Origin of the sequence: Enterobacter cloacae complex sp. 6730903 (genome assembly GCF_048283985.1) — a bacterium.
GTDB lineage: Bacteria > Pseudomonadota > Gammaproteobacteria > Enterobacterales > Enterobacteriaceae > Enterobacter > Enterobacter hormaechei_C.
In genome coordinates this window covers 136,805-155,624 of the sequence record NZ_JBLVXX010000005.1, presented here as the reverse complement: position 1 = coordinate 155,624, position 18,820 = coordinate 136,805, and the positions used below count along the sequence as shown (strand labels likewise).

The following is an 18,820-nucleotide window of genomic DNA, read 5'->3' as shown; positions in this document are numbered from 1 at the left end:
AAATTTAACCATGTATTATGGTATTTTTGGCGGTTTCTTAGGCAAGGTTTTTTTATTTAAAAGGGCAAGAACTTAAGTATGATAATATCTATAATAATATACTATTGAACAAGGAAACGAGTTTCACGATGAAAAAAAATACGTCGAGGCTTTAGAGCAATACCAAAAAGCCTGGCAAGCTCTTCCTGAGCCAAAGCTCCAATGGGAGCTCGCCAACTGGATCTCTGCCTGCATGTACAGCGCATATTTTGATCTCGCGGATTACTCTGAGGCAAAGAAATGGGGAGAGACGACATTACGGACACGTGGATCGGATATAGACACTGCACCCTTAATCGATCTCGGCATGGTCTGTTATGAATTGAATCAATTCGAGGAAGCGTATAAATATTTTAACGATGCTTATAATTACGGCAAAGAGCGTGCGTTTCAGGATAGACCTAAAAAATATCTAGAGTACTATCTGCGCAAAAGGAGATAGGTTCGTTACTCTATAAAAAAATCCACGCCAGGGCGTGGATTTTTTCACTCAAAACAAATCAAACGTTAAACAAGAAGTTCATCACATCGCCATCTTTAACGATGTAGTCTTTCCCTTCCGCACGCATCTTGCCAGCTTCTTTCGCGCCTTGCTCACCCTTGTAGGTGATAAAGTCTTCAAACGCGATAGTCTGCGCACGAATGAAGCCTTTCTCGAAGTCGGTGTGGATCTTACCAGCCGCCTGAGGCGCGGTCGCTCCCACAGGGATGGTCCACGCACGCACTTCTTTCACGCCAGCGGTGAAGTAGGTTTGCAGATTCAGCAGCTCATAGCCCGCGCGGATCACGCGGTTCAGGCCCGGCTCTTCCAGACCCAGCTCGGCCATGAACTCTTCACGATCGGCGTCGTCCAGCTCTGCAATATCAGATTCAACGGCAGCGCAAACCGCTACCACTACAGAACCTTCAGCCGCAGCGATTTCACGCACTTTGTCCAGATACGGGTTGTTCTCGAAACCGTCTTCGTTAACGTTGGCGATGTACATGGTTGGCTTCAGGGTCAGGAAGCTCAGGTATTTGATCGCCGCTTTGTCTTCGTCAGTCAGGTTTTTCAGCGCGCGCAGCATGCCCGCGTTTTCCAGCTGTGGCAGACATTTTTCCAGCGCAGCCAGTTCCGCTTTCGCGTCTTTGTCGCCGCCTTTGGCTTTCTTCTGCACGCGGTGAATGGCGCGTTCGCAGGTGTCGAGGTCAGAGAGGGCCAGCTCGGTGTTGATGACGTCGATGTCGTCAGCTGGATCCACTTTATTGTTAACGTGGATAATGTTGTCGTTCTCGAAGCAGCGCACAACGTGGCCGATCGCTTCGGTTTCACGGATGTTGGTCAGGAACTGGTTGCCCAGGCCTTCACCTTTGGATGCGCCTTTTACCAGGCCCGCGATGTCCACGAACTCCATGGTAGTTGGCAGAATGCGCTGCGGCTTCACGATTTCCGCGAGCTGGTCCAGACGCGGATCGGGCATAGGAACAACACCGGTGTTCGGCTCGATGGTACAGAACGGGAAGTTCGCCGCTTCAATACCTGCTTTGGTGAGCGCGTTGAACAGGGTGGATTTGCCCACGTTTGGCAGACCGACGATACCGCATTTGAATCCCATTTCTAAATCACCTTAATATCTTGATAATCAATCCGTTAACGATAACCGATTGAAGAAAAGTAAATAACTACGCCTATTATACACGTAACCCGCGCGACGCGCGGTAAAAAAGCCCCGGGGCGCCGATTATTGCGCTTTGAAAGCGTGCAGTCGATTGGTGGCTTTTGTCAGGCCATCCTGAAGCCAAATCTCGGTGCAGCGGGCCGCTTCGTCCACCGCTTCGTCAATCAACTTCTGCTCAGAAACCGGTGGTTTACCCAGTACGAAACCAACAACTTTGTTTTTATCGCCCGGATGGCCGATTCCCACGCGCAAACGGTGGAAATTAGGGTTATTACCCAGTTTGCTGATGATGTCTTTCAGACCATTGTGGCCGCCATGACCGCCGCCCAGTTTGAACTTCGCCACGCCTGGCGGCAGGTCCAGTTCGTCGTGGGCCACCAGGATCTCATCCGGGTTGATGCGATAAAACGTTGCCATGGCCGCCACGGCTTTGCCGCTCAGGTTCATAAAGGTGGTTGGCACCAGCAACCGCACGTCAGCACCCGCAAGACTGATGCGTGAGGTATACCCGTAAAACTTGGGTTCTTCACGCAGGGGTGCGCGCAAACGCTCCGCCAGCAGATCAACATACCAGGCGCCGGCGTTATGGCGGGTAGCGGCATACTCTGCGCCCGGATTGGCGAGGCCGACAATCAGTTTAATCGTCACGATTTACTTCCTAATGGGTTCCAGATCTGGCGCGTAGTTTACTGTCTGGCGCGCCGCTTGACAAAGTTCTGCCTGCGGTACACCGAAATGCGAATAATTTCCTCTTTGAACAATTAGAATTTCAAGCTGTTCAATGTCTTATTTGTAAATTTTTGTCCGGGAGTTATCAGTAAATGTGATCATTCACGCAACTCATATAAGAGGCGTTGTCTATACTTTACACACAAGGAGAAGGGGCTTTTCCCCTGACAACCCAAAGTTCCGGAGGTGACATATGAAACGCAAAAACGCTTCAATGCTCGGTAACGTGCTAATGGGGTTGGGACTGTTCGTGATGGTCGCCGGTGTCGGTTATTCAATCTTAAACCAATTACCGCAGCTTGACCTCCCACAATACTTTGCGCATGGCGCGGTGCTGAGTATCTTCCTTGGTGCGGTATTGTGGCTCGCCGGGGCGCGCGTGAGCGGACATGAGGAAGTCTGCGATAAATACTGGTGGGTGCGCCATTACGATAAACGATGCCGCCGCGACCAGCGCAAGCATAGCTAGTGCCCCATAAAGAACACCGAAACGACTTCATCTGAAGTCGTTTTTTTTTGCATGACGCATTGACCCTCACGTAACGTAAGGCTTCAGAGTAACGAAACTGGCAGAATAAAAGGAGCCGTTATGTTGATACAGGTGGGTGAACTGGCGAAACGTGCCGGGATCACCGTGCGGACTTTGCATCACTACGAGCAAACAGGGCTGTTGTTACCTTCTGCCAGAAGCGCGGCAGGCTACCGGCTTTATAACCTGGCGGATGTGCAGCGTCTGCATATGATCCAGACGCTGGCAAAAGCCGGGCTTGAGCTTGCCGAAATCAGGGATTTTCTGGAACAGCGTTCGCTGTCATTAGCCGAATTACTCGACGGGCAAATCACTCTGCTGGACAAGCAACTGCGTAGCATCCATACGCTGCGCAACCGGCTGGTGGAATTGCGTACCGGGCTGACCGACGATGCGACGCCGGATCTGGAATCCTGGCTACAGACTCTGGAGTTAATGAATATGTACGATCGCTGGTTTAGCAAAGAAGAGTTGCAGCAACTGCCGTTTGCGGTAGAGAAAGAGGCGCTGGCGGATATCTGGTCGGGGCTGGTGACGGAGGTTAAACACTTGCTGGAACAGAACGTCAGCGTCACGGACGTGCGGGCGACCGATTTGGCTTCACGGTGGATGGAACGCCTGGAGCAGGATACCGCAGGCAAACCGGAATTTTTGACCCGTCTGAACGAGATGCACAGCGTGGAGCCGCAGATGCAGGAGCAAACCGGCATTACGCCGGAGATAACTGATTACATCACGCGGGCGTTTGCCGAATCAAAGCTCAGCATCTGGGAGAAATATCTCACTGCCGAAGAGATGGCCTTTACCCGGGCGCACTACTTTGACCGGATGATGGAGTGGCCGCCGCTGGTGGCGAAGCTGCATCAGGCGCAGCGGGATAATCTCAGTCCCGCTTCTGACGATGCGCAAAAGCTGGCAGAAAACTGGCTGGTTTTATTCCAGTCCTATGCGGGAACAAACCCGCAGACCCAGCAAAAATTTCGTCTCGCCATGCAGCAGGAGCCGCATCTGATGAAGGGCACGTGGATGACGCCTGCCGTGCTTGAATGGCTCCAGCAGGCGATCGGGGTAATGATGCAAAGACGCGTCTCTGCATCAGATGACTCACAGATCCGCTAATGCAGCTTCACGGTTAGGGTAGAAGGACAATCGGCCAGGGATCGGCTGCACGCCCGCGCGCGCCATGGTGCGCAGGGGCTGGAATTCGAGGTTACTCACCCGCAGTTCACAGCCTTCCGGCAGGCGGGCGACAAAACGCTGGAAGGCATCCAGACCGCCGGCATCCAGCACCGGGACGGCATCCCATTTCAGCACCACAATCCGTTTGCCCGCAATGCGGGATTCCAGATCGCTGAACAAACCTTCCGCCGCGGCGAAGAACAGCGGGCCAATCACGCGCAGCACCAGCACATCGTCAGGCACCTCAACGTTAACCGGGGAGAGACGCGTCATCTGCGCGATGCGGCGCATAAACAGCAGCGAGGCCAGCACAATGCCGACGCTGATGGCGATAACCATATCGAACAGCACGGTCAGCGACATGCAGATCAGCATCACGATAATGTCGTCTTTCGGCGCGCGGCGCAGCAGGTTAACCACCTTATGCGCCTCACTCATGTTCCAGGCCACCATCAGCAGCAGCGCAGCCATGGCAGAGAGCGGAAGCCATGAAAGCAGCGGGGCAAGGATCAGCAGCGCCATGATCACCAGCAGGGAGTGAATGACCGCGGAAACCGGTGATGTCGCGCCCGCACGTACGTTCGCGGCGGAGCGGGCAATCGCAGCCGTAGCGGTAATACCGCCGAAGAACGGTGCAACGATGTTCCCCAAGCCCTGGCCGACCAGCTCGCTGTTGGCTTTGTGCTTAGTGCCGGTCATGCCGTCGAGCACGACGGCGCAGAGCAGGGATTCAATCGCGCCCAGCATTGCCATGGAGAATGCGGCGGGCAGCAGAGCGCGAAGGGAATCCCAGCTCAGGGTAAAGCTGGAGCCCGGCATGTCCCAAGGCAGAACCAGCTGCGGCAGCAGCTGCGGAATGCCGCTGCCCTGTGAACCGTCCGCCAGAACATAGTGGAACTGGGAGCCAATGGTGGCGACCTGTCCACCGAGCAGATTGACGACGCCCATCACCGCGCAGCCCAGCAGCAGAGCGGGCAGATGCCCCGGGAGACGAATGCCTAAGCGAGGCCAGACGATAAGTGTGCCGAGGGTAACGATGCCAATGGCCGCATCGCCCAGGTTGGCCGTCGGCAACGCCATAAACAGCGCGCCCACTTTCTGTAAATAGTGCTCCGGAACATGGGCCATTTGCAGGCCGAGGAAATCCTTAATCTGCATGGTCCCGATGGTAATCCCAATCCCCGAGGTGAACCCCAGCGTTACGGAAAGGGGGATATATTCAATCAGGCGACCAAAGCGGGCCAGACCAAACAGAATTAAAAAAATGCCGGACATCAGGGTGGCAACCAGCAGGCCTGCCAGACCAAACTGTTGGGAAACCGGGTAGAGGATCACCACAAAGGCGGCAGTCGGGCCGGAGACGCTGAAGCGAGACCCGCCCGTCAGCGCAATCACAATCCCCGCAACGGCCGAGGTGTACAGCCCGTACTGCGGCGCGACGCCGCTACCAATCGCCAGCGCCATCGCCAGCGGGATGGCAATAATCCCGACGGTGATCCCGGCTATCAGGTCACGAACAAAGCGTGACGATGTGTATTTCTCTTTCCAGCAGGCGTCGATGAGGGCGCGAAAGGGCAGAACATGTGAGGAGGTTACGTTTTTCACAATTATCTATCATCCGTGTGCGCATCATCTGTCATATGAATGGCAGGTGAAGGAGGCATAAGTCATACAAATAAATACTATAAACAAAAAAACCCGCCGTAGCGGGTTTTTTGGCCGTGTTCGATCAGTGTTCGAACATTGCAGAGATCGATTCTTCGTTGCTGATACGACGAATCGCTTCGGCCAGCATCCCGGACAGAGTCAACGTACGCACGTTTGGCAGCGCTTTGATCTCGTCGCTCAGTGGAATGGTATCGCAGACCACAACTTCGTCAATGACGGAGTTACGGAGGTTGTTTACCGCATTGCCGGAGAAGATCGGGTGAGTGGCGTAAGCGAATACGCGTTTCGCACCACGCTCTTTCAGCGCTTCAGCGGCTTTACACAGCGTACCGCCGGTATCGATCATGTCGTCCACCAATACGCAGTCGCGGCCAGCCACGTCACCGATGATGTGCATCACCTGAGAAACGTTAGCGCGCGGACGGCGTTTGTCGATGATCGCCATGTCGGTATCGTTCAGCAGCTTCGCGATAGCACGCGCACGTACCACGCCGCCGATATCCGGAGAAACCACAATCGGGTTGTCCAGATTCAGTTGCAGCATGTCTTCCAGCAGGATTGGGCTGCCGAATACGTTATCAACCGGCACGTCGAAGAAGCCCTGGATCTGCTCTGCGTGCAGGTCAACCGTCAGTACGCGGTCAACGCCGACGCTGGACAGGAAGTCAGCGACAACTTTAGCGGTGATTGGCACACGCGCGGAACGGACGCGACGGTCCTGACGTGCATAGCCAAAGTAAGGAATAACAGCAGTGATACGGCCAGCAGAAGCACGACGCAGCGCGTCGACCATAACAACCAATTCCATCAGGTTGTCATTCGTTGGAGCACAGGTGGACTGGATGATGAAAATATCACCACCGCGTACATTTTCATTAATTTGTACGCTGACTTCGCCGTCGCTAAAGCGACCTACAGCGGCGTCGCCGAGGGAAGTGTACAGGCGGTTGGCAATACGTTGTGCTAGTTCCGGGGTGGCGTTACCAGCAAAAAGCTTCATATCAGGCACGAGAAGAACCTCAGGCATGCGTCCAGTGGTGGATAGCGTTCGCCGCAAACTGCGGGGCCTAAGCAAACGCTATCCAGGCGGTGTATTAAAGAGCGCGATGCAACGTCTGGAACAGGGTGACGTTGTCACCGAAACTCAGTCTGCGCCAGAATGGCCTGCTGTAGGGGGGAGGTGTTCATCCCGCGTGCTACAAAACCATGCAGCCAAACCGGCGCTTGCTCAAGCACCTGACGGGCGGCGGTTTCGGTGTCAAATTCAGCAAAGACACAGGCCCCTGTACCGGTCAGGCGCGACGGCGCGTATTCTAACAGCCAGGAAAGCACCGCATCAACCTCGCGAAAACGTTTTCTTGCGATATCCTCGCAATCGTTGCTGAATTCACAATTTAATAACGTTTTTATTGACCGTACCGGGGTATTTCTTTTCAGGTCAGGATCTTTAAAGATGACCGGGGTAGGAATGCTCACGCCAGGGTGAACGATCAGATACCATTTTTCCGGCGGATTGACCGGCGTGAGGATTTCACCCACCCCTTCAGCGAACGCCGCGTGGCCGCGCACAAACACCGGTACATCGGCGCCCAGCGTCAACCCTAACGCTGCCAGTTCGTCCGTCGTCAGACCGCAGCCCCAGAGGTGGTTAAGCGCCACCAGTACAGTCGCGGCGTTTGATGAACCGCCGCCAAGACCGCCGCCCATCGGCAGGCGTTTGTCGATACGGATATCCGCACCGCTTCCCGCTGGCAGACGACCCGACGTCGACGCCGTTTTCATCAGCAGGCGGGCAGCGCGCACGATCAGGTTATCGTCATGCGCCACGCCGTCGACCGGCGTCAGCAGGCAAATCTGCCCGTCCTGACGCGGTTCGATGGAGATGGTGTCGCCGTAATCGACAAACTGAAACAGCGTTTGCAGGGTGTGATAGCCGTCAGCGCGCTGCCCGGTAATGTAGAGAAACAGGTTCAGTTTTGCGGGAGAGGGCCAGTGGGTCATCATTTAACGATCCAGTTGTCCATTTTCAGCTTGATACGCTGGCTACCCTGCGTCAGCTCCATATTGGACGGCAGCGCCGGTTGCGTCTTGCTGTCATACGTGCTGTACACCACTTTCCAGGTTTTACCGCCCTGGGTGTAGTTCACCTGGCTCAGACGGTATTGATCGTCGAGCGTATAGTCGGTTGCGTCACCCGGCAGGCCGAGGATCCACTGGCGCAGACTATTGAGCGGAATCGGCATTCCGGTCAGCTTGCCAATCATCTCTTCGGCGTCGGTTGCCGTGTAGTGCTGGCCTTTGTTATCGGTGATCTGCGCTTCGCCAGGCTTCGCGTTAAGCTCCAGCTCGGTGCTGCCCAGCGGGTTCAGCAGCAGCAGGCGATAGTTGTCCTGACCCGTTTGCTGCCAGAAGAAGCGAGCATAAACTTTTTGTTCGTCAGAGAGATAAGCAAATGCACCGCGGGTCTGGTACTGGCTTAATTTCAGCACGTCCTGCTGGTGCTGACGCCACTGCGGTGAGTCAGGGCTTTTGCCCGGGCCTTTCGGCTGATGAACGGAACAGGCGGTCAGAACCAGGGCCGCCAGAGGCAGCAGGCGAATCATTCGGGTCATAATGATGACAAATCCTTGAGATACGTTGCAGTTATAACTGTTAATGCTAGCGTTGAAGGGTGCCACCGTCTACGTTCAAATTATCTCAAAGCGTGGCGTAAGCTATTACTCCGAAAGGGGGCAGTCTCTTTTATTGATCTCGCGCATCCTGTATGATGCGTCCTGCTAACCTTATTAACGCTGGTACTACTCCCGCTCAACATGACCCTATTAGCACTCGGTATTAACCACAAAACGGCCCCGGTTTCACTGCGAGAACGCGTTACGTTTTCGCCGGATACGCTCGACCTGGCGCTGGACAGCCTGCTTGCACAGCCGATGGTGCAGGGTGGCGTGGTGCTGTCGACGTGCAACCGTACCGAGCTGTATTTGAGCGTAGAAGAGCAGGACAACCTGCACGAGGCGCTGATCCGCTGGCTATGTGACTACCACAACCTCAACGAAGAAGAGCTGCGCAACAGTCTGTACTGGCATCAGGATAACGATGCGGTCAGCCATCTGATGCGCGTGGCCAGCGGTCTGGATTCGCTGGTGCTGGGCGAGCCGCAGATCCTCGGCCAGGTGAAAAAAGCCTTCGCGGATTCCCAGAAAGGGCATCTGAAAGCCAGCGAACTGGAGCGAATGTTCCAGAAGTCATTCTCCGTGGCGAAGCGTGTGCGAACCGAAACCGACATTGGCGCCAGTGCGGTTTCGGTTGCTTTCGCGGCCTGTACTCTTGCCCGTCAAATTTTTGAATCCCTGTCGACCGTCACCGTACTGCTGGTGGGGGCGGGCGAAACCATCGAGCTGGTGGCGCGCCATCTTCGCGAACACAAGGTGAAGAAGATGATCATCGCCAACCGCACCCGCGAACGTGCGCAGGTGCTGGCAGATGAAGTGGGCGCTGAGGTGATTGCGCTGAGCGACATCGATGAACGTCTGAAAGAGGCGGACATTATTATCAGTTCTACCGCCAGCCCGCTGCCGATTATCGGGAAAGGGATGGTCGAGCGTGCGCTGAAATCCCGCCGCAATCAGCCGATGCTGCTGGTGGATATCGCCGTTCCGCGTGATGTCGAACCGGAAGTGGGCAAACTGGCGAACGCCTACCTGTACAGCGTGGATGACCTGCAAAGCATCATTTCGCACAACCTTGCCCAGCGTAAGGCGGCGGCTGTGCAGGCGGAAACCATCGTTGAACAGGAAACCAGCGAATTTATGGCCTGGCTGCGCGCGCAAAGCGTCAGCGAGACCATCCGCGAATACCGCGGTCAGGCGGAGCAGGTGCGTGATGACCTGACGGCCAAAGCGTTAGCGGCCCTTGAACAGGGCGGTGACGCGCAGGCGATTATGCAGGATCTGGCCTGGAAACTGACCAACCGCCTGATCCATGCCCCAACCAAATCTCTTCAGCAGGCTGCCCGTGACGGGGACGATGAACGCCTGACAATTCTGCGCAACAGCCTCGGGCTGGAATAGCGCCCTATACCCATTTTCTAAGACAAGGTGCATTTACGCCTATGAAGCCTTCTATCGTCGCTAAACTGGAAGCTCTGCACGAGCGCCATGAAGAAGTCCAGGCGCTGCTCGGCGATGCCGGGATCATTGCCGACCAGGAACGTTTTCGCGCGCTGTCGCGTGAATACGCGCAGTTAAGTGATGTTTCAAAATGCTTTACCGACTGGCGACAGGTCCAGGAAGATATCGAAACCGCGCAGATGATGCTCGACGATCCTGAGATGCGCGAGATGGCGCAGGAAGAGTTGCAGGACGCGAAAGCGCGTTCAGAAGAGATGGAGCAGCAGCTTCAGGTGCTTCTGCTGCCGAAAGATCCGGATGATGAGCGTAACGCCTTTGTGGAAGTCCGCGCCGGTACCGGCGGCGACGAAGCGGCGCTGTTCGCCGGGGATCTGTTCCGTATGTACAGCCGGTATGCCGAATCCCGTCGCTGGCGCGTGGAGATCATGAGCGCCAACGAAGGCGAGCATGGCGGCTACAAAGAGGTTATCGCCAAAATCAGCGGTGACGGCGTGTACGGTCGACTGAAATTTGAATCCGGCGGTCACCGCGTGCAGCGCGTGCCTGCGACAGAATCTCAGGGACGCATTCATACGTCAGCCTGTACGGTGGCGGTGATGCCGGAGCTGCCGGAAGCGGAACTGCCGGATATCAACCCGGCGGATCTGCGCATCGACACCTTCCGCTCTTCAGGGGCAGGTGGTCAGCACGTTAACACCACCGACTCCGCTATCCGTATTACTCACCTGCCCACCGGGATTGTGGTTGAGTGTCAGGATGAACGTTCCCAGCACAAGAACAAGGCTAAAGCGTTATCCGTGCTGGGCGCCCGCATCCACGCGGCGGAAATGGCGAAACGCCAGCAGGCGGAAGCCTCTACCCGCCGTAACCTGCTGGGCAGCGGCGATCGTAGCGACCGTAACCGGACCTATAACTTCCCGCAGGGTCGCGTAACCGACCATCGCATCAACCTGACGCTCTACCGTCTGGATGAGGCGATGGAAGGCAAGCTCGATATGCTGATTGAGCCTATCGTGCAGGAATACCAGGCCGACCAGCTGGCGGCACTGTCCGAGCAGGATTAATGGATTTTCAGCGCTGGTTACGCCATGCCGCCAGTGAGCTTTCTGCAAGTGAAAGCCCGAAGCGCGACGCCGAAATTCTGCTTGAGCATGTGACGGGTAAAGCCCGCACGTATCTGCTGGCTTTCGGCGAAACCGCGCTGACCGCTGAACAGCAATCGCAGCTGGAGGCGCTGCTTGCCCGCCGTAAAACCGGCGAGCCGGTGGCGCATCTGGTTGGCGAACGCGAGTTCTGGTCACTTCCGCTGTACGTTTCAGCGGCCACGCTGATCCCGCGCCCGGACACCGAGTGTCTGGTGGAGCAGGCGCTGGCGCGGTTACCGGTGAAACCATGTCAGATCCTCGATCTCGGTACCGGTACCGGCGCGATTGCGCTGGCGCTTGCCAGCGAGCGGCCAGACTGCACCGTGACGGCGGTAGACGTGATGCCGGATGCGGTCGCCCTCGCGCGGCGCAACGTTGAACGGCTGGGGCTGAACAATGTTTCCGTTCTGCAAAGCAGCTGGTTTGCCGCGCTTGAAAGCCGCATGTTCGAAATGATTGTCAGCAATCCGCCCTACATCGACGAAGACGATCCGCATCTCGCGCAGGGCGACGTGCGTTTTGAACCGTTGACCGCGCTGGTCGCTGCGAATCAGGGACTTGCGGATCTCGATCACATTGTGACAACGTCACGGCAACATTTGCTTCCCGGTGGCTGGCTGCTGGTGGAACATGGCTGGACGCAGGGAGAGGCGGTGCGAGCGCTGTTTACGCGTGCCGGATACGCTGCCGTGGAAACCTGCCGGGATTACGGCGGCAATGAACGTCTGACGCTGGGGCAGTGGTCATGAGCCTGTTTACGCTGCTGATCTCCGTTCACCTGGTTTCCGTTGCCCTGACCATCGGCTTTTTCATTGCCCGCTACTGGTGGCGCTACAGCAACAATCCGCTGATTAACGCCCGCTGGGTACGCATCGCCCCGCACTGTATCGACACGGTGCTGTTCCTTTCCGGAGCCGGGTTAATGTGGAAAACCGGCTATCTGCCATTTACTGATAAAGGCGCATGGCTGACTGAAAAGCTGTTTGGCGTTATCATCTACATCGTTTTGGGTTTTATCGCGCTTGGGCGTCATCGTCCGCGCAGCCAGCAGACAGGGTTTATCGCCTTTTTGCTGGGTCTGGTGGTGCTGTACATCATCATTAAACTCGCCACCACAAGAATACCGTTACTGGGGTAAGTCATGAGGTCCTTAGCCGATTTCGAATTTAACAAAGTGCCGCTCTGCGATGGTATGATCCTGATTTCAGAGATGATCCGCGACGATTTTACGTCACAGTACGTTTACGCTGAACTGGAGAATCTGGTCAGCCTGGCGCGCGAAGAGATCAATCAGGCACGTCCGCAGGACTGGCAATTAGAGAAGCTAATTGAGCTTTTCTACGGCGAATGGGGTTTCTGCGACACGCGAGGCGTGTACCGCCTGTCTGACGCACTGTGGCTGGACCAGGTGTTGAAAAATCGTCAGGGCAGCGCCGTCGCGTTGGGCGCCATTTTACTGTGGGTTGCGCACGAGCTGGATATTCCACTGGTGCCGGTCATTTTCCCGACGCAGATGATTTTGCGGGCGGAGTGGCTGGACGGTGAGATGTGGTTAATCAATCCGTTTAACGGCGACACGCTGGATGAGCATACGCTGGACGTCTGGCTGAAAGGCAACATCAGCCCGATAGCTGAGCTGTTCAATGAAGATCTTGATGAAGCCGATAACGCCGAAGTGATCCGCAAGCTCCTGGATACGCTGAAGTCTGCGCTGATGGAAGAGCGTCAGATGGAGCTGGCCCTGCGCGCAAGCGAAGTGCTGTTGCAGTTCAATCCGGAAGATCCGTACGAAATCCGCGACCGCGGCCTGATTTATGCGCAGCTCGACTGCGAGCACGTGGCGCTGAATGATTTGAATTATTTCGTCGAGCAATGTCCGGAAGACCCGATCAGCGAGATGATCCGCGCGCAGATCAACGCGATCGCGCATAAACACATTACACTGCATTAATCTTAATTCCGATTCACACCTGAATAAGGCGATCCTATGAAACAAAAAGTGGTTAGCATTGGTGATATCAACGTGGCAAACGACCTGCCGTTCGTGCTGTTTGGCGGTATGAACGTGCTGGAATCCCGCGATCTCGCTATGCGCATCTGCGAACACTACGTGACCGTGACCCAAAAGCTGGGCATCCCGTACGTGTTTAAAGCCTCTTTTGACAAAGCCAACCGCTCCTCCATTCACTCCTACCGTGGCCCGGGCCTGGAAGAGGGGATGAAGATTTTCCAGGAGCTGAAACAGACGTTTGGCGTGAAAGTGATCACCGACGTGCACGAAGCGTCTCAGGCACAGCCCGTGGCTGATGTGGTAGACGTGATTCAGCTTCCGGCGTTCCTCGCTCGCCAGACTGACCTGGTAGAAGCGATGGCGAAAACCGGTGCCGTGATTAACGTGAAAAAACCGCAGTTCGTGAGCCCAGGCCAGATGGGTAACATCGTTGACAAGTTTATCGAAGGCGGTAACGACCAGGTGATCCTGTGCGACCGTGGTTCAAACTTCGGTTATGACAACCTGGTTGTGGATATGCTGGGCTTCACCGTGATGAAGAACGTCTCTAACCAGTCTCCGGTGATTTTCGACGTGACCCACTCCCTGCAATGCCGCGACCCGTTTGGCGCCGCATCTGGCGGGCGTCGTGCGCAGGTGACCGAACTGGCCCGCGCCGGTATGGCAACCGGCCTGGCGGGTCTGTTCATTGAAGCGCACCCGGATCCGGCTAACGCGAAATGCGACGGTCCATCCGCGCTGCCGCTGGATAAGCTGGAGCCGTTCCTGAAACAGATCAAAGCGATTGACGATCTGGTGAAGAGCTTCGACGAGCTGGATACCAGCAACTAATAAAAAAACCCGCTTCGGCGGGTTTTTTTATGGGGCATATTGCCGGGTGGCGCTGCGCTTACCCGGCCTACAAAACCCGTAGGCCCTGCAAGCGAAGCGCCGCTGGGCAAAAAGGCTACGCAAATATCGTCATCAGATACGCAATAAACAGCGCCATATGCGCCGCGCCGTTCAGCACATTGGTGCGGCCGGTGGAGAAGGAAATCTGGCACAGCAGCAAGGATGCCACCATCACAATCATCTCTGGCGCACCCAGCGCAAACTGCAATTCATTCCCCGTCATAAAGGCAATCAGCGTCACCACCGGAACGGTAAGAGAGATGGTCGCCAGAACGGAGCCGAAGAACAGATTCATCGCCCGCTGCACCTGATTATTGAGCACCGCTTTCAGCGCTCCCAGGCCTTCTGGCGACAGGATCAACAGGGCCACCAGGAAACCGGTAAAGGCGACCGGCGCGTTCAGTTCAGTTAACAGCGCCTCCAGCGGGTTCGCATTCATCTTGGTGACCGCAATAACGGCAATCAGATGCACGATCAGCCAAACCGTATGCCACGCGCTGCTGTGGGCCGACGGCTTACCGTGATGCGGGTCATCGTCGTCGCCGTCGTCTTCATGCTCGTAAACAAACAGGCTCTGGTGCGTTTTGGTCTGGATCAGCAAGAACACGCCGTACATCGCCGCGGAAATCAGCGCCACCAGCAGCGCCTGGCCGGTGGTGAAATTGGCGCCCGGCAGCGCCATCGGGAACACCAGCACAATAATCGCCAGCGGGAACAGGGCGATGAGGTACTGTTTAATGCCAAAGAGGTTCATGTACTGGGTGGCAAATTTGCGACCACCTAATAAAAGTGAAAAACCGACCAGGCCGCCGGTGACAATCATAATGATGGAGTAGAGCGTATCGCGCATTAGCGTTGGCGCGGCGTCGCCGGTGGCCATTAATGCGGAAATGAGACTGACCTCAAGAATCACAACCGAAAGGCTTAAAATTAATGACCCATACGGCTCGCCAAGACGGTGGGCTAAAACATCCGCATGGCGTACCACGCTAAATGCACTGGTTAAAATACCCACCAGAGCCAGAATATTGATCCCCACAACCACTGGCAATGACTGACTGCTTCCCCAGAAGAGCAGCACAGCCAGTGCCAGAACCGGGAAAATGAGAGAGGTCTCCTTGTGGCGGGTTTTTACCGCCTCGTGTGTTGCTGTCATGTGTTTCTCCAACAGTGCAGGTGCTTGTAATTATAGATAGATTTTGAGGGTATTAATTTAACAGAAATCTGTTAAATACCCTGTATTTTTTACTTAATTTTACCATTTGTGATAATTTTTATTCCTGAGGCTTATAATGACTTATCTCCATAAAATAATTGTTTAATAACAATGCGTTGTATTTTTAAATTGTTCACTTATCCCTGTCGGGTGGCACGCTGGCGTATCGTCGTCCACACTTATCTTTTAGCCAAAAGAGAGGTTAACGATGCCATACAAATCGAAAAGCGAATTACCGGATAACGTGCAAAACGTATTGCCTGCTCACGCCCAGGATATCTACAAAGAAGCCTTTAACAGCGCCTGGGATCAGTACAAAGATAAAGAAGATCGCCGGGACGATGCCAGCCGTGAAGAGACGGCGCATAAGGTGGCCTGGGCCGCCGTGAAAAATGACTATGAGAAAGGGGACGATGATAAATGGCACAAAAAGAAATAGCCGCCGAATAATACGCTACCTCCATTTTGACATTTCAGGCGGTTGACCTGCCGCTGTATTGCATCTGGCCCGCGAATTGCTTATCGTTGCTCAACTGCTGTTAAAATGAACAGCACAGAATGCCGGGAAGGCGCATTAAAGATGTCGCAAGGAAGCATGCAGTGGCGGAGGTGGAATGTGTTAACGCGTGATTTCTTGATGAAGGCAGATTGTAAGACGGCATTTGGTGCTATTGAGGAATCGCTTCTGTGGTCGGCTGAACAACGTGCGGCGTCGCTTGCGGCAACGCTGGCCTGCCGCCCGGATGATGGCCCGGTCTGGATCTTTGGTTACGGCTCGCTGATGTGGAACCCGGCGCTAGAATTTGTTGAATCGGCAACCGGAACGCTGCCTGGCTGGCACCGCGCCTTCTGTTTGCGCCTGACCGCCGGACGCGGCAGCGCGTGCCAGCCTGGACGCATGCTTGCACTAAAAGAGGGCGGGCGCACCACGGGCGTGGCATACCGGCTGCCGGATACCACGCTGGAAGATGAGCTGACGCTGCTGTGGAAGCGCGAGATGATCACCGGCTGCTATATGCCCAGCTGGTGCAAGCTGGAACTGGATGACGGGCGCACCGTCAACGCGCTGGTGTTCATTATGGATCCGCGCCATCCGCTGTATGAAGCCGACACCCGAACCCAGGTGATTGCCCCGCTGATTGCCGCCGCCAGTGGACCGCTGGGCACTAACGCCCAGTACCTTTTCTCGCTCGATCAGGAGCTGACGCTTCTCGGTATGCAGGACGACTGTCTGAGTGAGCTGGTGGTGAAGGTGAAAGCGCTGCTGGAAGGGAACCCGCTCAGCAATACGCTGCGACCGGGTTTTGCCTGATAATACGCCCGGCCGACCGGGCGTTTACTGTTATGCCGCCACGTAACTGACGGAATGTTCGAGCGACTGACTGTGGCTGTCGATCAGCACATCCCAGGTACCGGTGTAAGGCACCGTCAGCCAGGCCTTATCGTCCTGGACGGTAAGGATATCTGCCTGCGATTGCTTCTGTCCTTTTGTACTCATCAGATGGATGCGGCAACGCTCTGAGCAACGCACCACTACCGTATCCCCGCCAAACAGTTTCAGACTTGTTTTAACTCGTGCCATTTTATACCCCGTCGTTTTTGCCCATCCCGAGCGTGATGTTGTTCACAATTTACTCGTTTCATAACACCAAAGGGGCAGGGGTGGGATGCTGATTTCGATCAAAAAATGGCGCAACGATTAAACAAAAATGACAAAATCCCTGAAACCTTTCAGCGGACGCGCGTTTTCCCTGCTTAACGCGCGTCCGGGAAAAATTATATGCGGAAATGGCCTGCGGTCTCAGCAAGGTCGCCCGCCTGGCTTTGCAGGGCGCTGGCTGCCGCAGCAGACTGTACAACAAGCTCGGCGTTCTGCTGCACCATGCGATCCAGATGCGTCACCGCGTGGTTAATCTCATGGATCCCTTTCATCTGCTCCCGGGTGGCAATGGACATTTCACGCATAATGCCAGACACGCTCCCGACGCTGGCGCGGATCTCATCCATGCTGTCGCCCGCAAGGTGCACAAACCGGGAGCCGGTTGCAACGCTTTCGGTAGTGGAGTCAATAAGGGATTTGATCTCTTTCGCTGCCTGAGCGCTGCGGCTGGCCAGGTTACGTACTTCCCCCGCAACGACCGCGAACCCACGGCCTTGTTCCCCGGCACGCGCCGCTTCCACCGAGGCGTTAAGCGCCAGGATATTGGTCTGGAAGGCGATGCCGTCAATGACGCTGGTGATATCGCCGATTTTCGCGGAAGCCAGTTCGATGGACTGCATGGTGCTGATGGCCTGAGCGACGACGTCGCCTCCACGGGATGCGGCGGCAGAGGCCTTGCTCGCCTGTTCGTTCGCTTCTGCTGCCGACTCGTTTGACTGCGTGACGGAGGCCGTGATCTCTTCCACGGCGCTGGCGGTTTCGCGAAGGCTTGATGCCGCCTGCTCGGTACGCCCGGAAAGATCCTGATTACCTGCCGCAATCTCATGCGCGGCGTTTTTCACTGAGGCGCTGGCATCACGCAGCTGGATCATCACCACAGAAAGCTTATCGCTGAAGGCGTTAAATGCCTGCGCGATTTGCGCCACTTCATCGCCCCCCTTATCCGGCAGACGCTGCGACAGATCGTTAGTACCGTTGGCAATGCTGTTCATCGCGTCACGGATACCGGACAGCCGCTTAAGCAGGCGGGCAATCAGGAGATGCATGAGGGCACCGCTCAGCAGGGCGAGGATCGCCAGAGACAGTGCAGATGCTTTAAGCAATGACCGCATCCCGGCGGTGGCATCGCCATTATCAAGCGCCACAACCAGCAGCCAGTGCGTCCCCGGTACGGCGGTGGCCAGGAACGTTTTTTCACGTCCGTTAAACGTTCCGTCAACCAGGTTGCCGCTTTTCAGGGCGGCAAAATCGGTCCCTTTGATCGTCTCCGTAAAAGGCTTAAGCGTCAGCGCAGGATCGCTGCCGGCAATAACGGTGCCGTTGCTGTCCAGAAGCAGTCCGCTGCTGGCCGGAGTCGGGTGAATACCGCGCACGTTAGCCACCACGCTGTCCATCGCCACATCGCCCGCCACCACTGCTTTCAGGGCGCCTTGCTCTTTAACGGGTACCGCGAACGTCACCACCAGTTTCCCGGTGCCCGCGTCCACATAGGGTGCAGTCACTACCGGACCATCAGCGCTGACAGCCTGCTGATACCACGGGCGAAGGGTGGGATCGTAATCAGCGGGTACCCCGGTTGGGTCAGAAAATTTAGCCGTTTTGCTGGCATAACCCACGTAGACGTTGGTGAATCCACCCGCCAGCGCAAGCTGTTTAAACACCGGAACCGGATCGTCGCTGAGCGCGACTGGCTGCGCCGAGGTGATGACGGTCATTTTGCTGTTCACCCAGTCGGCAATCGCCATGTTGTGGCTGGCGCTGGTGCTGGTCAGAATATCGCGCTGCGACTGCTGGTTATCCTGGCGCGTGACCTGAAAGTTAATAATGGTATTAAGAAGAAGGGCGACGACCAGACAGCCTGTCGTCGCGGCAATGATGCGGGCGCGAATGGATCTGAACATAAGTGTGATACCTGCTGTGTTGTTTCCATGCCTATCGGCAACGGCGCAGGTAAACTTGATGCTG

19 protein-coding genes are annotated in these 18,820 nt (G+C 55.7%); 10 read left to right on the top strand and 9 right to left on the bottom strand.

All coding sequences use genetic code 11. The annotated features are described in order from the left end of the window. Nucleotides 1–539: 539 nt before the first annotated feature. On the bottom strand, nt 540–1,634 hold the full coding sequence (gene ychF, locus ACNQ0W_RS04330; protein ID WP_003856650.1) for a redox-regulated ATPase YchF: 1,095 nt from the start codon (nt 1,632–1,634) through the stop codon (nt 540–542). Between the two features lie 126 nt (nt 1,635–1,760). Further along, entirely contained in the window at nt 1,761–2,345 is a 585-nt protein-coding gene (gene pth, locus ACNQ0W_RS04325; protein WP_062932920.1) for an aminoacyl-tRNA hydrolase, read from the bottom strand. A 274-nt stretch (nt 2,346–2,619) separates the two neighbouring features. On the opposite strand from pth, the gene ychH reads away from it, so the two are divergent. Both ychH and ACNQ0W_RS04315 read left to right on the top strand, forming a co-directional pair. Further along, nucleotides 2,620–2,895 carry a stress-induced protein YchH gene (gene ychH, locus ACNQ0W_RS04320; RefSeq protein WP_003856655.1) on the top strand — a complete coding sequence of 92 codons (276 nt, stop codon included), beginning with the start codon at nt 2,620–2,622 and terminating at the stop codon, nt 2,893–2,895. A gap of 120 nt (nt 2,896–3,015) precedes the next feature. Further along, nucleotides 3,016–4,074: a MerR family transcriptional regulator gene (locus tag ACNQ0W_RS04315; protein ID WP_062932921.1), complete on the top strand. Its 1,059-nt coding sequence runs from the start codon at nt 3,016–3,018 to the stop codon at nt 4,072–4,074. On the opposite strand, the gene dauA is transcribed toward ACNQ0W_RS04315, so the two are convergent. The 4 genes from dauA to lolB all read right to left on the bottom strand — a co-directional run bounded on the left by dauA (nt 4,060) and on the right by lolB (nt 8,414). Next, a complete protein-coding gene (gene dauA, locus ACNQ0W_RS04310; RefSeq protein WP_058685770.1) occupies nt 4,060–5,739 on the bottom strand; it encodes a C4-dicarboxylic acid transporter DauA in 1,680 nt (559 codons plus the stop codon). The genes ACNQ0W_RS04315 and dauA overlap by 15 nt on opposite strands. A gap of 124 nt (nt 5,740–5,863) precedes the next feature. Then, nucleotides 5,864–6,811 carry a ribose-phosphate diphosphokinase gene (gene prs, locus ACNQ0W_RS04305; protein ID WP_003856663.1) on the bottom strand — a complete coding sequence of 316 codons (948 nt, stop codon included), beginning with the start codon at nt 6,809–6,811 and terminating at the stop codon, nt 5,864–5,866. Between the two features lie 125 nt (nt 6,812–6,936). Next, nucleotides 6,937–7,806 (bottom strand): 4-(cytidine 5'-diphospho)-2-C-methyl-D-erythritol kinase, encoded by an 870-nt coding sequence (ispE, locus tag ACNQ0W_RS04300; protein WP_062932922.1) that lies wholly within the window; start codon nt 7,804–7,806, stop codon nt 6,937–6,939. Then, nucleotides 7,803–8,414 carry a lipoprotein insertase outer membrane protein LolB gene (lolB, locus tag ACNQ0W_RS04295; RefSeq protein WP_062932923.1) on the bottom strand — a complete coding sequence of 204 codons (612 nt, stop codon included), beginning with the start codon at nt 8,412–8,414 and terminating at the stop codon, nt 7,803–7,805. The genes ispE and lolB overlap by 4 nt, the downstream gene beginning before the upstream one ends. A gap of 201 nt (nt 8,415–8,615) precedes the next feature. Here lolB and hemA point away from each other — a divergent pair, with 201 nt between their 5' ends. The 6 genes from hemA to kdsA are packed head-to-tail and all read left to right on the top strand — an operon-like array spanning nt 8,616 to nt 13,919. Then, entirely contained in the window at nt 8,616–9,872 is a 1,257-nt protein-coding gene (gene hemA, locus ACNQ0W_RS04290) for a glutamyl-tRNA reductase (protein ID WP_003856666.1), read from the top strand. Between the two features lie 41 nt (nt 9,873–9,913). Next, a complete protein-coding gene (gene prfA, locus ACNQ0W_RS04285; protein ID WP_023296764.1) occupies nt 9,914–10,996 on the top strand; it encodes a peptide chain release factor 1 in 1,083 nt (360 codons plus the stop codon). After that, complete coding sequence (gene prmC, locus ACNQ0W_RS04280) at nt 10,996–11,826, top strand: peptide chain release factor N(5)-glutamine methyltransferase (protein ID WP_062932924.1); 831 nt, start codon at nt 10,996–10,998, stop codon at nt 11,824–11,826. The genes prfA and prmC overlap by 1 nt, the downstream gene beginning before the upstream one ends. Continuing rightward, nucleotides 11,823–12,215, top strand: a complete 393-nt coding sequence (gene sirB2 / locus ACNQ0W_RS04275) for an invasion regulator SirB2 (RefSeq protein WP_017384257.1) — start codon at nt 11,823–11,825, stop codon at nt 12,213–12,215. Before prmC ends, sirB2 begins: the two co-directional genes overlap by 4 nt. A gap of 3 nt (nt 12,216–12,218) precedes the next feature. Next, nucleotides 12,219–13,028, top strand: a complete 810-nt coding sequence (gene sirB1, locus ACNQ0W_RS04270) for an invasion regulator SirB1 (RefSeq protein WP_006810913.1) — start codon at nt 12,219–12,221, stop codon at nt 13,026–13,028. A gap of 36 nt (nt 13,029–13,064) precedes the next feature. Further along, the gene (gene kdsA, locus ACNQ0W_RS04265) at nt 13,065–13,919 is read left to right on the top strand and encodes a 3-deoxy-8-phosphooctulonate synthase (protein ID WP_032653866.1); all 855 of its coding nucleotides are present in this window, start codon (nt 13,065–13,067) and stop codon (nt 13,917–13,919) included. A 115-nt stretch (nt 13,920–14,034) separates the two neighbouring features. On the opposite strand, the gene chaA is transcribed toward kdsA, so the two are convergent. Next, the gene (gene chaA, locus ACNQ0W_RS04260; RefSeq protein ID WP_003856672.1) at nt 14,035–15,135 is read right to left on the bottom strand and encodes a sodium-potassium/proton antiporter ChaA; all 1,101 of its coding nucleotides are present in this window, start codon (nt 15,133–15,135) and stop codon (nt 14,035–14,037) included. A 268-nt stretch (nt 15,136–15,403) separates the two neighbouring features. Here chaA and chaB point away from each other — a divergent pair, with 268 nt between their 5' ends. Together chaB and ACNQ0W_RS04250 are read left to right on the top strand one after the other, a co-directional pair. Further along, nucleotides 15,404–15,634 (top strand): putative cation transport regulator ChaB, encoded by a 231-nt coding sequence (gene chaB / locus ACNQ0W_RS04255; protein ID WP_003856674.1) that lies wholly within the window; start codon nt 15,404–15,406, stop codon nt 15,632–15,634. A gap of 177 nt (nt 15,635–15,811) precedes the next feature. Next, entirely contained in the window at nt 15,812–16,507 is a 696-nt protein-coding gene (locus tag ACNQ0W_RS04250) for a gamma-glutamylcyclotransferase (RefSeq protein WP_062932925.1), read from the top strand. A 30-nt stretch (nt 16,508–16,537) separates the two neighbouring features. On the opposite strand, the gene ACNQ0W_RS04245 is transcribed toward ACNQ0W_RS04250, so the two are convergent. Both ACNQ0W_RS04245 and ACNQ0W_RS04240 read right to left on the bottom strand, forming a co-directional pair. Then, complete coding sequence (locus ACNQ0W_RS04245; protein ID WP_015570352.1) at nt 16,538–16,777, bottom strand: hypothetical protein; 240 nt, start codon at nt 16,775–16,777, stop codon at nt 16,538–16,540. A 194-nt stretch (nt 16,778–16,971) separates the two neighbouring features. Further along, nucleotides 16,972–18,756: a methyl-accepting chemotaxis protein gene (locus tag ACNQ0W_RS04240; protein WP_062932926.1), complete on the bottom strand. Its 1,785-nt coding sequence runs from the start codon at nt 18,754–18,756 to the stop codon at nt 16,972–16,974. Between the last annotated feature and the right edge of the window lie 64 nt (nt 18,757–18,820).

Bases quoted from the DNA above. Each gene is read 5' to 3' on its own strand.
- lolB (WP_062932923.1), bottom strand. From the start codon at position 8,414: ATGACCCGAATGATTCGCCTGCTGCCTCTGGCGGCCCTGGTTCTGACC.
- sirB1 (WP_006810913.1), top strand. From the start codon at position 12,219: ATGAGGTCCTTAGCCGATTTCGAATTTAACAAAGTGCCGCTCTGCGAT.
- ACNQ0W_RS04245 (WP_015570352.1), bottom strand. From the start codon at position 16,777: ATGGCACGAGTTAAAACAAGTCTGAAACTGTTTGGCGGGGATACGGTA.
- ispE (WP_062932922.1), bottom strand. From the start codon at position 7,806: ATGATGACCCACTGGCCCTCTCCCGCAAAACTGAACCTGTTTCTCTAC.
- prmC (WP_062932924.1), top strand. From the start codon at position 10,996: ATGGATTTTCAGCGCTGGTTACGCCATGCCGCCAGTGAGCTTTCTGCA.
- ychH (WP_003856655.1), top strand. From the start codon at position 2,620: ATGAAACGCAAAAACGCTTCAATGCTCGGTAACGTGCTAATGGGGTTG.
- sirB2 (WP_017384257.1), top strand. From the start codon at position 11,823: ATGAGCCTGTTTACGCTGCTGATCTCCGTTCACCTGGTTTCCGTTGCC.
- ACNQ0W_RS04315 (WP_062932921.1), top strand. From the start codon at position 3,016: ATGTTGATACAGGTGGGTGAACTGGCGAAACGTGCCGGGATCACCGTG.
- ACNQ0W_RS04240 (WP_062932926.1), bottom strand. From the start codon at position 18,756: ATGTTCAGATCCATTCGCGCCCGCATCATTGCCGCGACGACAGGCTGT.
- chaB (WP_003856674.1), top strand. From the start codon at position 15,404: ATGCCATACAAATCGAAAAGCGAATTACCGGATAACGTGCAAAACGTA.
- prfA (WP_023296764.1), top strand. From the start codon at position 9,914: ATGAAGCCTTCTATCGTCGCTAAACTGGAAGCTCTGCACGAGCGCCAT.
- hemA (WP_003856666.1), top strand. From the start codon at position 8,616: ATGACCCTATTAGCACTCGGTATTAACCACAAAACGGCCCCGGTTTCA.
- ychF (WP_003856650.1), bottom strand. From the start codon at position 1,634: ATGGGATTCAAATGCGGTATCGTCGGTCTGCCAAACGTGGGCAAATCC.
- chaA (WP_003856672.1), bottom strand. From the start codon at position 15,135: ATGACAGCAACACACGAGGCGGTAAAAACCCGCCACAAGGAGACCTCT.
- kdsA (WP_032653866.1), top strand. From the start codon at position 13,065: ATGAAACAAAAAGTGGTTAGCATTGGTGATATCAACGTGGCAAACGAC.